Annotated in this window: 14 protein-coding genes; 12 read left to right on the forward strand and 2 right to left on the reverse strand. The window is 61.3% G+C overall.

Going from position 1 to position 13,295, the window contains the following annotated elements; translation table 11 throughout:
* Positions 1 to 47: 47 nt before the first annotated feature.
* The 4 genes from eda to AKV04_RS00615 all read left to right on the forward strand — a co-directional run bounded on the left by eda (position 48) and on the right by AKV04_RS00615 (position 2,044).
* Positions 48 to 689, forward strand: coding sequence for a bifunctional 4-hydroxy-2-oxoglutarate aldolase/2-dehydro-3-deoxy-phosphogluconate aldolase (gene eda, locus AKV04_RS00600; RefSeq protein ID WP_054004548.1), 642 nt, complete (start codon positions 48 to 50; stop codon positions 687 to 689).
* Between the two features lie 69 nt (positions 690 to 758).
* Positions 759 to 1,049 carry a hypothetical protein gene (locus tag AKV04_RS00605; RefSeq protein WP_156317282.1) on the forward strand — a complete coding sequence of 97 codons (291 nt, stop codon included), beginning with the start codon at positions 759 to 761 and terminating at the stop codon, positions 1,047 to 1,049.
* Between the two features lie 43 nt (positions 1,050 to 1,092).
* Positions 1,093 to 1,557, forward strand: a complete 465-nt coding sequence (locus AKV04_RS00610) for a heparin lyase I family protein (protein WP_082351470.1) — start codon at positions 1,093 to 1,095, stop codon at positions 1,555 to 1,557.
* A 13-nt stretch (positions 1,558 to 1,570) separates the two neighbouring features.
* Positions 1,571 to 2,044 (forward strand): VOC family protein, encoded by a 474-nt coding sequence (locus AKV04_RS00615; protein ID WP_156317283.1) that lies wholly within the window; start codon positions 1,571 to 1,573, stop codon positions 2,042 to 2,044.
* Between the two features lie 7 nt (positions 2,045 to 2,051).
* Here the strand turns inward: AKV04_RS00615 and AKV04_RS00620 are convergent, their stop codons facing one another.
* The gene (locus AKV04_RS00620; RefSeq protein ID WP_054004707.1) at positions 2,052 to 2,327 is read right to left on the reverse strand and encodes a hypothetical protein; all 276 of its coding nucleotides are present in this window, start codon (positions 2,325 to 2,327) and stop codon (positions 2,052 to 2,054) included.
* An 18-nt stretch (positions 2,328 to 2,345) separates the two neighbouring features.
* Complete coding sequence (locus AKV04_RS00625; RefSeq protein ID WP_054004551.1) at positions 2,346 to 5,147, reverse strand: [protein-PII] uridylyltransferase family protein; 2,802 nt, start codon at positions 5,145 to 5,147, stop codon at positions 2,346 to 2,348.
* 93 nt (positions 5,148 to 5,240) lie between these two features.
* Here AKV04_RS00625 and AKV04_RS00630 point away from each other — a divergent pair, with 93 nt between their 5' ends.
* From AKV04_RS00630 to AKV04_RS00665, 8 genes are all read left to right on the forward strand, one after another.
* Positions 5,241 to 5,705: a YbaK/EbsC family protein gene (locus AKV04_RS00630; protein ID WP_054004552.1), complete on the forward strand. Its 465-nt coding sequence runs from the start codon at positions 5,241 to 5,243 to the stop codon at positions 5,703 to 5,705.
* Positions 5,706 to 5,991: 286 nt separating this feature from the next.
* A complete protein-coding gene (locus AKV04_RS00635; RefSeq protein ID WP_054004553.1) occupies positions 5,992 to 6,465 on the forward strand; it encodes a DUF2852 domain-containing protein in 474 nt (157 codons plus the stop codon).
* A 169-nt stretch (positions 6,466 to 6,634) separates the two neighbouring features.
* Entirely contained in the window at positions 6,635 to 7,474 is an 840-nt protein-coding gene (locus AKV04_RS00640; RefSeq protein ID WP_054004554.1) for an arginyltransferase, read from the forward strand.
* Positions 7,471 to 7,845 carry a VOC family protein gene (locus AKV04_RS00645; RefSeq protein WP_054004555.1) on the forward strand — a complete coding sequence of 125 codons (375 nt, stop codon included), beginning with the start codon at positions 7,471 to 7,473 and terminating at the stop codon, positions 7,843 to 7,845. The genes AKV04_RS00640 and AKV04_RS00645 overlap by 4 nt, the downstream gene beginning before the upstream one ends.
* 495 nt (positions 7,846 to 8,340) lie before the next feature.
* A complete protein-coding gene (locus AKV04_RS00650) occupies positions 8,341 to 10,095 on the forward strand; it encodes an acetolactate synthase 3 large subunit (RefSeq protein ID WP_054004556.1) in 1,755 nt (584 codons plus the stop codon).
* Between the two features lie 66 nt (positions 10,096 to 10,161).
* Complete coding sequence (gene ilvN / locus AKV04_RS00655) at positions 10,162 to 10,722, forward strand: acetolactate synthase small subunit (protein ID WP_054004557.1); 561 nt, start codon at positions 10,162 to 10,164, stop codon at positions 10,720 to 10,722.
* Positions 10,723 to 10,862: 140 nt separating this feature from the next.
* Complete coding sequence (locus tag AKV04_RS00660) at positions 10,863 to 12,836, forward strand: heme lyase CcmF/NrfE family subunit (RefSeq protein ID WP_054004558.1); 1,974 nt, start codon at positions 10,863 to 10,865, stop codon at positions 12,834 to 12,836.
* On the forward strand, positions 12,833 to 13,282 hold the full coding sequence (locus tag AKV04_RS00665) for a cytochrome c-type biogenesis protein (protein WP_407638393.1): 450 nt from the start codon (positions 12,833 to 12,835) through the stop codon (positions 13,280 to 13,282). The genes AKV04_RS00660 and AKV04_RS00665 overlap by 4 nt, the downstream gene beginning before the upstream one ends.
* Positions 13,283 to 13,295: the final 13 nt, after the last annotated feature.

Genomic DNA, 13,295 nt, shown 5'->3' on the forward strand with positions numbered 1-13,295 from the left:
GCATCCTCACTTTCAACCTGCCCCGCAAGATGGGGATGGAGACGCCAATGAAACCGAGCAAACAATCCCGCCTTGCTGCCGAAATATGCGGCCTTGCCCCGGTGGTGCCGGTGCTGGTGATCGACGATATGGCCCATGCCAAACCCCTCGCCGAAGCCTTGGTGAAGGGCGGCCTGCCCGCCTTGGAAGTCACCCTGCGCACCGCTTGCGCGCTGGATGCGATCCGGGCGATGTCCGAAGTGCCGGGCGGTGTGGTTGGCGCGGGCACCTTGCTGACGCCTGCGGATGTGAAAGCGGCCAAAGCGGCGGGGGCGAAATTTGGCGTCTCTCCGGGGGCGACCGAACGGCTGTTGGACGCCTGTGCAGAATATGAATTGCCGCTGTTGCCGGGGGCTGCGACGGCGTCCGAGATCATGGCGCTGCTGGAACAGGGCTACACGGTGCAGAAATTCTTCCCAGCCGAGCAGGCTGGCGGTGCGGCTTATCTGAAATCCATCGGCTCCCCCATTCCGCAGGTGTCGTTCTGCCCAACCGGTGGGATCAGTCTGAAAAACGCGCGGGATTACCTTAACTTGAAGAACATTCTGTGTATCGGCGGCTCGTGGGTTGCCCCGAAAGAGGCGATGGCCAAGGGCGATTGGGCGGCGATCACGGTGCTGGCTGCCGAGGCGGCTGCTCTGCGTGGTTAGACAATACGTTTTGACATGCAAAAGTCAGCCTCCTAACCTTGCCATAGAATGTGCGGGTTGGGGGGTGCCATGGCGCAAATTCGCCAGAATATTTTAGGGCGCGCGCGCGAGATCTGCGCGGCTCTGTTTCTTGCGAATCTCGCTTTGCCAGCAACCGCGCAGGACTTCGGTGGCTTAGGCAAATTCCTGAAAGAACCGATCAACGCGCCCGGTAGTTACAAAGTGATTGCCGATCCAACCGGCGCAGGCCCTACGGCGAAAGTGCATCGCTTTGTGATCGACGCGGGGGCGTGTTCTGGCAAAAAATACAGCAACGGCGACAGCGACTGCAGCTTCAATTCTGTGCGCGCAAGCCTGTGAAAACGGCAAAAGGCAGCCAACCGAGGCGTGATATGGCTGGTGGATCTATCTGGACGCTGGCTTTCCTTTAGGCAAGGCGCAGCAGGCTGGCGGCACCTATTCTTTCGCCTATTGGCACAATGGCGAATGTCCCAATCTGGATATTGGTGTGGCAGAGAACTCGACAAAACTGTTCTTGCAAAACAATATTTTCGACGGACCGGGGCAGTGCAACCCGGATCAGCGCATTGGCTTGGGGGATGCGGCGGCTTTGCGGGGGGGCTGGCATCGCTTTGAGTCTCATATCAAATGGAGCGCGGGTAGCGACGGGTTGGCGGAGGTGTTTGATGATGGACGCAAGGCAGCCGTGCTGCAAGGTCGCAACATTTCGCGCGCGGCACCGAAACCGAATTACTTCAAATTCGGAATTTATCTGCATGGCACGCAAGGCACCGAATTGATCACGCCCGCCCGCGTCTATTTTGCGGGCTTGGCGCGGTCGGAAACACGCGAAGGCTTGTCGCAATGAAATGGGGCCAATGATGCTTGATCCAAAACAAGACCCGGAAATCTCAACCTGTCTGTGGTTTGACGATCAGGCCGAGCCGGCGGCGCGGCTCTATTGCAGTCTGTTTGATGACGCCGAGATCACCAACATATCCTACAAAGGCCGCGATCCAGCGGCAGGTGCGTTCATGGTCGCCTTCACCTTGATCGGGCAGAAATATTGGGGGCTGAACGGCGGGCCACATTGCAAGCTGTCGCCCGCCGCCTCGATCAGCGTCACTGTCGACACGCAGGCCGAGGTGGATCGGCTGTGGGCTGCGCTACTGTCGGGGGGGGGCGTGGAAAGCCGCTGCGGTTGGTTGACCGACCCGTTTGGTCTGTCGTGGCAGATCATCCCGCGCGCGCTGCCGCGATTGCTGACGGCAGACAGATCAGGCCGAGTGATGCAGGCGATGATGGGCATGGTCAAGCTAGACATTGCCGCGCTGGAAGCTGCCGCTCGGGGTTAGATGGGCGCTAAGGGTTCGATGGAAACCGCGCCGCACGACCGCCCCGGCGTTTGGGGTGTTCGGGGGCGGTCAAAGCTTCGGTCAGCACGCGTGTCATGGGGTGGTCGGGGTTGGGGATGCCGTAATGCGCCAGCAAGGCGCGGATGCAATCGGGCGTGTTGACCACCGCAGGCAGGCTCAGCACCCAGTCGATGAAGATCTGGCCGCACTCACCATAGCTGATGCCCTCGATGTTGTAGCTTTCGCGCACCAACCCTTTCGGGTCTGCTTCTGATAGATCCACCGCGCGTCTCCCCATGCATCACCCGTTCAGATGGGCCGAAATTACCTGCTCTGCAAGCGCTGCCCGCCGCACCAGCAGTTCGGTCAGCGCCTCGGTGCTCGTTTCCCCCGCCTCACGCAGCAAAAAAGCCACGCCGCCGAGCCCCAAGGTTGCGGGATCCAGCGCCTTGTCAGACAAAAGTTTGCTTGCCGCCTGCATTTGCCAGCACAGCCTATAGGCGTCGAGCAGCGCCGACTGATCCGAATGCGACAGTTTAGCCAGCGTTCCGCCCGTGATTTTGCCTGCAATCTGGCCTCCAGCCGCGATCTGGCGTTCCACCCCGCGCGCTGGGCTGGCGGTTTGCAGGGCGACGGTTTGCGCCAAAAGTTCAATGTCCATCATCCGACCGGGGCCGAATTTCGCATCCCAACCGCCCGCTCCCGGCTTCGCCTCGGCCAGACGGGCGCGCATATCCGCTACGTCTTTCAGCACCGTTGCCCCCTGCCCCTTGCTGGCGATGGTTTCCCGGCGAAACGCTTCGACCTCAGCAGCGAGCGTAGGCTCCCCCGCCAGCACCCGCGCGCGGGTCAGGGCGAGGTGCTCCCATGTCCAAGCCTCATTGCTCTGGTAGTTGCGGAAACTTTCGATTGAGGTCGCAACCGGGCCCTGCCGTCCCGAAGGACGCAGGCGCACGTCCACCTCGTAAAGCCGCCCTTCGGCCATTTGCGCCGACAAGGCCGTGACCATCGCTTGCGTCAGGCGCGCGTAATAGGGCCTAGCTGCGAGGGGGCGTTTGCCGTCGGAACTCTCTACTCCAGCGGCGTCGTAGATCATGATCAGATCAAGGTCGGAGCCTGCATTCAAGCGGCCAGCGCCCAGGCTGCCCATGCCAAGAACCACCGCGCCTCGCCCCGGAGCCTGCCCATGCTTCGCGGCGAAATCGGTGCAGACCACGGGCCAAATCGCCGCGATCACCGCCTCGGCGAGGTCAGCATATTGTTTGCCCGCCTCAAAGCCATCAATCAGCCCGCGCAGATGGTGGACACCGATGCGGAAATGCCATTCCTTCATCCAGCGCCGCGCGGCGTCGAGTTTCCGCTCATAGTCTGGGATATCGTCGAGGCGTTTGGACAGTTCGGCGGTGAGGGCAGCGGTTGTGGGCCAAGCCGCGAAGAACGAGCCGCCGATCACCGCATCCAGCACGCTTGCGTTGCGCGACAGATACCGCGCCAAGGCGGGGGCGGTGCCTGCGATGTCGATGATCAGATCGACAAGTTGCGGGTTGGCCTCAAACAGCGAGAAGATTTGCACGCCGGACGGCAGGCCCGCAAGGAAGCCATCCAGCGCAACGAGGGCCTCATCGGGGTTGGCAGCGCGGGTCAGGCGTTTCAGCAGCACCGGGCGCAGACGCAGGAAGATCGCTTGGGCGCGGTCAGAACGCAGGGCGGGATAACTGCTCCAGCCTTTGACGATCTGGGCCGCGTGATCAGAGAGGTCGGGGCCGGATTCCACAGCACTGGGGGCAAAGAAGCCTTCGGTGAGGCGGTCGGTGCGGGCCAAGCGGTCGAGCAGGTTTCCGCGGAAGTTCGCTTCGTCCTGACCGCAGAAAGCGGCGATGCGGGCGATGCCCTCGGGGGAGGTCGGCAGATTGTGGGTCTGCTCATCATTCACCATCTGGATGCGGTGTTCCAACTCGCGGTGTCGGATATAGAGCGTGGAGAGGTCAGTGGCAACTTCGGGCGGCAGCCAGTCTTTCGCCGCGAGGGCCGCCAAGCCGCCTAAGGTGGTGCGGTCGCGCAGGGCAACATCACGGCCCCCGGCGATCAGTTGGCGGGTTTGGGTGAAAAATTCAATCTCACGGATCCCGCCTTGACCAAGTTTCATATTGTGGCCTTCGACCGTCACAGCCCCATTCAGGCCCCGGTGTTCGCGGATACGCAGGCGCATGTCATGGGCGTCTTGAATGGCGGCGAAATCGAGGTGTTTGCGCCAGACAAACGGTGTCAGGGTTTTCAAAAAGCGATTACCCGCCGCAATATCGCCCCCACAGGGGCGGGCTTTGATATAGGCGGCGCGCTCCCATGTGCGGCCTTGGGCTTCATAATAGGCCTCGGCGGCGGCGATCGAGAGACACACCGGCATCACAGAGGCATCCGGGCGCAGGCGCAGGTCGGTGCGAAAGACATAGCCTTCCGCCGTAACCTCTGACAGCATCGCGGCCATTTTGCGAGTGACGCGAATGAAGGCGGCCCGGGCGTCTTGCCAATCATCGCCGTAGCGGTCCTGATCGAACAGGCAGATCAGATCAATGTCGGAGGAGTAATTCAACTCCCCCGCCCCCATCTTGCCCATCGCCAAGCTGATCATGCCGCCCGCCGTGGCCACATCGTCGGGGGTGGCGCCGGGCAGCTTGCCGCGGCGGATTTCATCAGCCACCAAGCGCTGCATCGCGAGGTCAACGGCGCGGTCGGCCAGATCGGTCAGCGCCCCGGTCACCTGCATCAGCGACCACACTCCGCCCAGATCGGCAAGCGCCGTCAGCAAAGCCGCACGGCGCTTGGCTTGGCGCAGCTCGGTTGGCAGTTGCTCGAGGGCCACGTCGTTCAGCGCCACCAGCACCCCGGCAAAGACGGTTTCCGGCGCGAGGCTAAGGGCGACGCGCAGCCATTGCGCCTCGCGCAGCATCAGGGCTTTCAGATAGGGGCTGCACCCAGCGGTATTGGCCAGCAGACCGCGCAGATCGGGCGCGAGGTCGGCAAAGCTGGTGGCAATATCGGCGGCCTGATCGCGGTCAAAGGCGATGGGCTGGCGGGTCATGCGGGCGGCGAAATTCTGGCTCATGGCGGTAATTTGCGGCGGGTTGCGGGCGGGGTCAACCGGCAGACTTGCTCTGCAGCGGAGCTTTGTCGATAAAGCCGGAAAACGGAGGCGGTGATGAGCAAAAGTCTAGCGCGGGTGGTGGCTGCCATGCAGGCGGCGGGGGTCACTGGCACTCCGCTTGAAATGCCGGGAGAAACCCGGACCGCAGCGCAAGCGGCTGCGGCTGCGGGCTGCGCCTTGGATCAGATTGTGAAGTCGATCATCTTTGGAGGCCAGCGCGGGTTGTATCTGTTTCTGACCGCAGGCGGCAATCAGGTGGATGCTCCCCGCGCCAGCGCTTTGGCGGGCGAGGGTTTGGGCCGCGCCGATGCCAATCAGGTGCGCGCGGTGACGGGGTTTGCGATTGGCGGGGTGTCGCCCTTGGGGCATCTGACGCCGCTGCCGTTGTGGATGGACCCTTGCTTGCTCACCTACGCAACCGTATGGGCCGCGGCGGGAACGCCCCGGCATATTTTCGCGATCCCGCCCGCGCAGTTGCAGCAGATCACCGGAGCGATTGTGGCGGAGTTCACCGCTTAATGGTCAGGTGGGTTGAACGGTCCCAATACCCCCCGCCGCCCCGGACTTGATCCGGGGCCTCTTTTCCTCGTGTGACCTTCCACTTTGAGGCGCCGGATCAAGTCCGGGCGGCGGCGGCATGGATTAGGCGGGTTTTCGCGTGTTTTTGAAGCTCGAACCGGTCTTATGTAAATATCATTCACATAGCCCTTGAAAGCGAACCCGACACAGCGCATCTTGGCTCATGTGAAAGGCATTCACATAGGGTGATACGCTGACACAACAACCGAAACACGGGAGTCCGCCGATGAATACCAGTTCGACCACCGCCCCTTCCTCCGGCGGAATCTTTTCTATCCTGCGCCGCGCCGAGGCCTGGCTTGATGATCGCGGCAGATTTGCCTGGATCGCCGCCATGGTGCTTGGCTTCATCTTCATCTGGCCCGTGGGCCTGGCCTTTCTGGCCTATATGATCTGGAGCAAACGTATGTTCAGCCGTTCTTCTTGCGCGGAACGCCGCGCCCGCCACTTTGAGCGTCACGCGCATCACTGGGGCGGCCACCATTCGGCGATGCGCCCCTCGGGCAATGCCGCTTTTGACGCCTACAAGACCGACATGCTGCGCCGTCTGGAGGATGAGCAGACCGCATTCGAGTCCTTCCTGCAACGTTTGCGCGAAGCTAAGGACAAGTCGGAATTCGACAGCTTTATGGAAGACCGCGCGCGTGCCGCCTCTGCCCCTGCCGCACCGACCGAAGTGGCACGCCCCGGCGAATACTGATCCTCGGGCGGATCGTCTGACCCCAAAGCCCCCCGGTTTGCGCCGGGGGGCTTTTGTTTGCGCAAGGTTTCCGCTGGCTTGCCCGGCGCGGATCGCGCTTCTGATTGCGCTTGGCGGCGGCGCTTAGCCTTGCTAGGGTACGCTATCCCTAACCTTGCAGCCCGAGATAATGCGCCACACCGTTCCGATTGCGCCCCAATTCTATGTCACGGCCCCGCAGCCCTGCCCCTATCTGGAGGGGCGGATGGAGCGGAAATTGTTCACCGCCTTGCAGGGTGATCAGGCGCAACGGTTGAATGACTCGCTGTCGAAACAGGGCTTCCGGCGCTCGCAGAATGTGCTCTATCGGCCGTCTTGTGCGGAATGTTCGGCTTGTCTGTCGGCGCGGATCAGGGTTGCCGATTTCAAACCCAGCCGCACCCAGCGCAAGATTATGAAGAACGCCGCGCATCTGCGCCGCAACGCGACCAGCCCTTGGGCGACCGAAGATCAGTTCAGCCTGTTCCGGCGTTATCTGGATGCCCGCCACGCCGATGGCGGCATGGCCGATATGGATGTGTTTGAATTTGCCGCGATGATCGAGGAAACCCCGATCAAAAGCCGGGTGATTGAGTATACGCGGGCAGCTGGTCCGGGCGAGCGCGGGCGACCTTTGGCTTGCGTCGCGCTGACCGATGTTTTTGATGACGGGCTGTCGATGGTCTACAGCTTTTATGACCCCGATATGATTGATCTGTCTTTGGGGACATTCGCGATTTTGGACCATATCGCCATCGCGCGTGAGGCTGGGCTGCCCTATGTCTACCTCGGCTATTGGGTGCCCGGCAGCCGCAAGATGGGCTACAAGGCCGGCTTCAACGCGCTGGAGATTTTCAAGCACGGCGCTTGGCAGGATATTGGCGATCCTGCCGATCACCGGGCCGAGTTGCATCCCCTGTCCGTTGACCCGATTGCCGAGCAAGTCGCCCGCATCACTCTGCCCGAAGCGCGCAGCGTACTGCGGGAATGATTGGAGCGCTGGCGCTGGTGGTGCCGGATTATGATCAGGCGATCCGGTTCTTCTGCGACGGCTTGGGGTTTACACTCACCGCCGACATAGATCAGGGCCGCAAGCGTTGGGTGACGGTGCAGCCTGCGGGTGGCGGCGTGCAACTGGTGCTGGCTCGGGCGACAGGGGCGCGACAAAGTGCTGCAGTGGGGGATCAGGCGGGCGGGCGGGTCTGGCTGTTCCTGCACACCGATGATTTTGCCCGTGATGCGGCGCGGATTGTCGCGGCGGGTGGGGTGTTTGAGCAAGACCCGCGCGTAGAGGAATACGGCACGGTGGCGGTCTGGCGCGATCCTTGGGGCAACCGTTGGGATTTGCTGCAACCGATTTAGCCGCGCCACGCGTGGACAGATTTAGGCGCTAAGAAAATCAAGGGCTTGTGCGCCCCCATTCAGGCTTTGTTAATCTTTGCACCGCTTGATGCGGGGGCCAGGATGTTTCTGCCAAAAATCGGTTTCACGACACGGGTGGTGGCGACTCGGGAGGGGCATCGGGCGGTGCGAGATGCAAAAGTTGCGAAAATTACCCATTGATCCACTAATTTGTAATTAAAGTTCAAAAAACTAGCCTCTGGCGACATATTTCATGTCGATTTGCAGTTGACGGCCCTGTCCCGCCGCCCTAGTTTCCCCCTCGAAGCTCAAGGGGTCTGTAATGCTCAGCATTCTAGTCGTCGTAAGGATAAAGCGCATGGGCCGGTAACGGTTTGACCATCAGGTTTCCCATGCGCCCCCGAGTAATCTCCGGGGGCTTTTTGTTGGCCGCAAGGGCGAATGCCCGAACTTCTATTGACCAAAGGGCCTAAGGCCCAAACGTAGGAAAAGATCATGACGCGTCAGATGACCGGAGCACGAATGGTGGTTCAAGCCCTGAAGGATCAGGGTGTTGAAGTCGTATTTGGCTATCCGGGTGGCGCTGTCCTACCGATTTACGATGAGATTTTCCAGCAAAACGACATTCGGCATATCTTGGTGCGCCATGAACAGGGCGCGATCCATATGGCCGAGGGCTATGCCCGCTCTACCGGCAAGGTGGGCGTGGCTTTGGTCACTTCCGGTCCGGGCGCCACCAATGCCGTGACCGGGTTGACCGATGCGCTGCTGGATAGCATCCCCTTGGTGGTGCTGACTGGGCAAGTGCCGACCTTTATGATCGGCACCGATGCGTTCCAAGAGGCCGATACCATTGGCATCACCCGGCCCTGCACCAAGCATAACTGGCTGGTGAAGGACACCGAGAAGCTGTCGGAAACCATCCATCAGGCGTTTCACGTCGCCTCGCATGGCCGCCCCGGCCCAGTGTTGATCGACATTCCGAAAGATGTGCAGTTTGCCACCGGCACCTATACGCCGATGGAGAAAACCCGGGTGTCGCATTACCAACCGCGCGTGAAGGGCGACCCTGAGGCGATCGCGGCGATGGTTGAGATGATGGAAACCGCTGAGCGTCCGGTGTTCTATACCGGCGGTGGCGTGATCAATTCGGGCGTGAAGGCCAGTGCTTTGCTGCGTGAGTTTGTGGCGGCGACGGGGTTTCCGATCACCTCGACCCTGATGGGTCTGGGGGCTTATCCCGCGAGCGGCACCGCTTGGCTGGGGATGCTGGGGATGCATGGGTTGTATGAAGCCAACCTCGCGATGCATGGCTGCGATCTGATGATCAACATTGGCGCGCGGTTTGATGACCGCATTACTGGGCGTATCCCGGATTTCAGTCCGCACTCGAAAAAGGTGCATGTCGATATCGACCCATCCTCGATCAACAAGGTGATCCGGGTGGATGTGGGCATCGTCGGTGATATTGCGCATGTGCTGGAGGAGGCATTGGCTTTGTGGAAATCGCGCGGGAGCCGTGTGAACAAAGTCGGCCTTGCGAAGTGGTGGGCGCAGATTGCCACTTGGCGGGCGGTGAAATGTCTGGGCTACAAAGGCTCGACCAAGGTGATCAAGCCGCAATATGCACTGGAGCGGCTGGAAGCGCTGACCAAAGGCATGGATCGCTACATCACCACCGAAGTCGGCCAGCATCAGATGTGGGCGGCGCAATATCTGGGCTTTGAGGCGCCGAACCGTTGGATGACTTCGGGCGGTTTGGGGACGATGGGCTATGGTTTGCCCGCGAGCATTGGTGTGCAGATTGCGCATCCTGACAGCTTGGTGATCAACGTCGCTGGGGAAGCCTCGTGGCTGATGAACATGCAGGAAATGGGCACCGCGATGCAGTTCCGGGCCCCGGTCAAGCAGTTCATCCTGAACAACGAGCGGCTGGGGATGGTGCGGCAGTGGCAGGAATTGCTGCATGGCGAGCGCTATTCGCAAAGCTGGTCGGAGTCGTTGCCGGACTTCGTGAAGCTGGCGGAAGCGTTTGGCTGCAAGGGCGTTCAGGTGACCGACCCCAAGGATCTAGATGATGCGATCATGGAAATGATCCGTTATGACGGGCCGTTCATCTTTGATTGCCGGGTCGAGAAGCACGAGAATTGCTTCCCGATGATCCCGAGCGGAAAGCCGCATAACGAGATGCTGTTGGGCGATGCGGATACCCAAGGCGTGATCGGTGCCAAGGGCGCGGTTTTGGTTTGAGATGTCGTACCGGGGGGCTCGCCCCCCGGACCCCTGAGGATATTTTTACACAGAGGATGACCAAAGATGTCTCCGCTAAACATCAAGAAAAGCGCGTCCAGCCATTCGGCTTATGAGTTGCGCGACCCGAATGCGCCGGTGATTGAGACGCATACTCTGGCGGTGATCGTCGAGAATGAGCCGGGGGTTTTGGCGCGCGTGATCGGCTTGTTCACCGCGCGCGGCTATAACATCGACAGCCTGACCGTGGCCGAAGTGGATCATACCAGCCATCGCAGCCGGATTACCGTGGTGACGACGGGGACACCGGAGGTGATCGTGCAGATCAAGGCGCAGCTGGCGCGGATGGTGCCGGTGTATGAGGTGCATGATCTGACGGTCGAAGGCCCCGCTGTGCAGCGCGAGTTGGCGCTGTTGAAAGTGGCAGGCAAGGGCGAGGCGCGGATTGAGGCTTTGCGTTTGGCCGAGATTTTCCGGGCGCATGTGGTGGACAGCACCTTGGAAAGCTTCGTGTTCGAGATGACCGGGACGCCCGAGAAGATTGACTCGTTTGCCGAATTGATGCGGCCTTTGGGGCTGCGTGAGATGGCGCGCACCGGGGTGGCGGCACTGTCGCGCGGGGTGTAACGCGGCGTTTTGGCGTCAGTCGGATAAAGCACGCCAAAAGCCCGCATAATGCCCCTGAACACGCCTGCGCGACATGTTCGCGCAGGCCATTTCCGCCAGCAGCAATCTGGCCTATACCGATAGCCAATCGGGAGGCCGCGATGATCATTGAATTTGGACATTTCACCTTGGTGCTGGCCTTTGTGGTGGCGCTGGTGCAATCCACCTTGCCGCTTTGGGGGGCGTATCGCGGGGATGCGCGGTTGATGGCGCTGGGCGATCCGGCGGCGGTGGTGCAGTTCTTGCTGATCGCCACCAGCTTTGCGGCGCTGACCTATGGCTTTGTCACCTCAGACTTTTCGCTGAAACTGGTGGTGGAGAATTCGCACACTGCCAAGCCGATGCTGTATAAATTCGCAGGCGTCTGGGGCAATCATGAGGGGTCTTTGCTGCTCTGGGTGCTGATCCTGTCGGGGTTTGGTGCTTGTGCCACTTGGTTTGGCGGCAATCTGCCGATGCGGTTGAAGGCGCGGGTTTTGGCGGTGCAGGGCTCGATTGGCGTGGCGTTCATGGCGTTCATGCTGTTGACCTCGAACCCATTCGTGCGACTGGAAAACCCACCGATGAATGGCAATGATCTCAATCCGTTGCTGCAAGACCCCGGTTTGGCGTTTCATCCGCCGTTTTTGTATCTGGGCTATGTCGGGCTTTCGATGAGCTTTTCCTTCGCCATTGCCGCGCTGCTGGAGGGTCGTGTCGATGCGGCTTGGGGCCGCTGGGTGCGACCCTGGACGCTGGCGGCATGGATTTTCCTGACCATCGGCATCGCGATGGGGTCGTGGTGGGCCTATTATGAACTCGGCTGGGGCGGGTTTTGGTTTTGGGACCCGGTGGAGAACGCAAGCTTCATGCCGTGGCTGATCTCGGCGGCCTTGTTGCATTCGGCGATTGTGGTGGAGAAACGTGAAAGCCTGAAGGCTTGGACGATCCTGCTGGCGATCTTGGCGTTTGGGTTTTCGCTGACGGGGACGTTTATTGTGCGCTCCGGTGTGATCACCTCCGTGCATGCCTTTGCCAATGATCCGGCGCGGGGGGTGTTTATTCTGGGCATCCTCGGCGTGTTTATGGGCGGATCTCTGACGCTATTCGCGTTCCGCGCCAGCGTGTTAGAGGCCAAAGGCGTGTTTGCCGTGGTCAGCCGGGAAACCGCGCTGGTGGCGAACAACCTGCTGCTGGCGGTTGCGGCCTTTGTGGTGTTCACCGGCACGATCTGGCCGCTGATCGCCGAGTTGGTGTTCGCGCGCAAACTGTCGGTGGGACCGCCCTTTTTCGATGCAGCGTTCACGCCGTTCATGGTGGCGCTGGCGGTTATTCTGCCTGTGGGCGCGATGCTGCCGTGGAAACGCGCGGAAATCCGGCGAGCGATCCGGCCTTTGCGTGGCGCTTTGGTGCTGGCTTTGGCGGTTGGGCTGCTGGTTTATGCGGTGCAGACCGGCAAATCTGCTTTGGGTCCGGTGGGCGCCGCCTTGGGCGCTTGGGTGGTGATGGGCGCGCTGATTGACCTTTGGCAGCGGCTGGGGCGGGGTTCGGTTTCCGCGCGGCTGGGCCGTTTGACCCGCCTGCCCCGCGCTGATCTGGGCAAGATGCTGGCGCATTCCGGTATGGGGGTGACGATTTTCGCCGTCGCCGCGATGACGGCTTGGGTGACCGAAGATATTCGCACCGTGAAAATCGGCGAAAGCTTTGCCTTGGGCGGCTATGACGTGACCTTGCAGGCGGTGAACAAGGTCGAGGGGCCGAATTACCACTCGACCATGGCGGATATGATCGTGCGCAAGGCGGGCGTGCAGGTGGCAAGTTTGCATCCCGAAAAGCGGATGTATCCGGTGGCGGGGATGCCGACGACCGAGGCCGCGATTGATCAAGGGGTGTTTCGTGACCTCTATCTGGTGATCGGCGATGCCCAAGACGACGGTGGCTATGCGGTGCGCAGTTACATCAAGCCGTTTGCCAATTGGATTTGGGGCGGCGCGTTGCTGATGGCATTGGGCGGGATGCTCAGTCTGTCAGATCGGCGGTTCAGGGTGGCGGCTGGCGCGCGGCGGTCTGAGGCTATCGCAGTGGCCGCGGAATGATGCGGGCGGTTCTCTTGGCGCTGCTGCTGGTGGCCTCGCCTGCCTTTGCGGTGCAACCCGATGAAATGCTACAAGATCCGGGGCTAGAGGCGCGGGCGCGCGAGATTTCGCGCAACCTGCGCTGTCCGGTGTGTCAGGGCGAGGATATCGACGATTCCAACGCCCCGATCAGCCGGGATTTGCGGCTGGCGGTGCGCGAACGCTTGGTGGCGGGCGACAGTGACGCGCAGGTGGTCGATTACGTCGTGGCGCGGTACGGCGAGTTTGTGCTGTTCACCCCGCGCGCGGAAGGCTCCAGCTTGATCCTGTGGCTGGCGGGCCCTGCGATGCTGCTGGCCGGGGCTGGGATTGCTTTGGCGATGAGCCGCCGTCGCGCGGTGGCGGCTGAGGCGGAAGGTTTGACCGAGGCCGACAAGACGCGGCTGGCGGAGCTGCTGGACAAGTGACGCTGGGTTTCGC

It is taken from the genome of Cypionkella psychrotolerans (assembly GCF_001294535.1).
In the GTDB taxonomy this organism is placed as follows: domain Bacteria; phylum Pseudomonadota; class Alphaproteobacteria; order Rhodobacterales; family Rhodobacteraceae; genus Cypionkella; species Cypionkella psychrotolerans.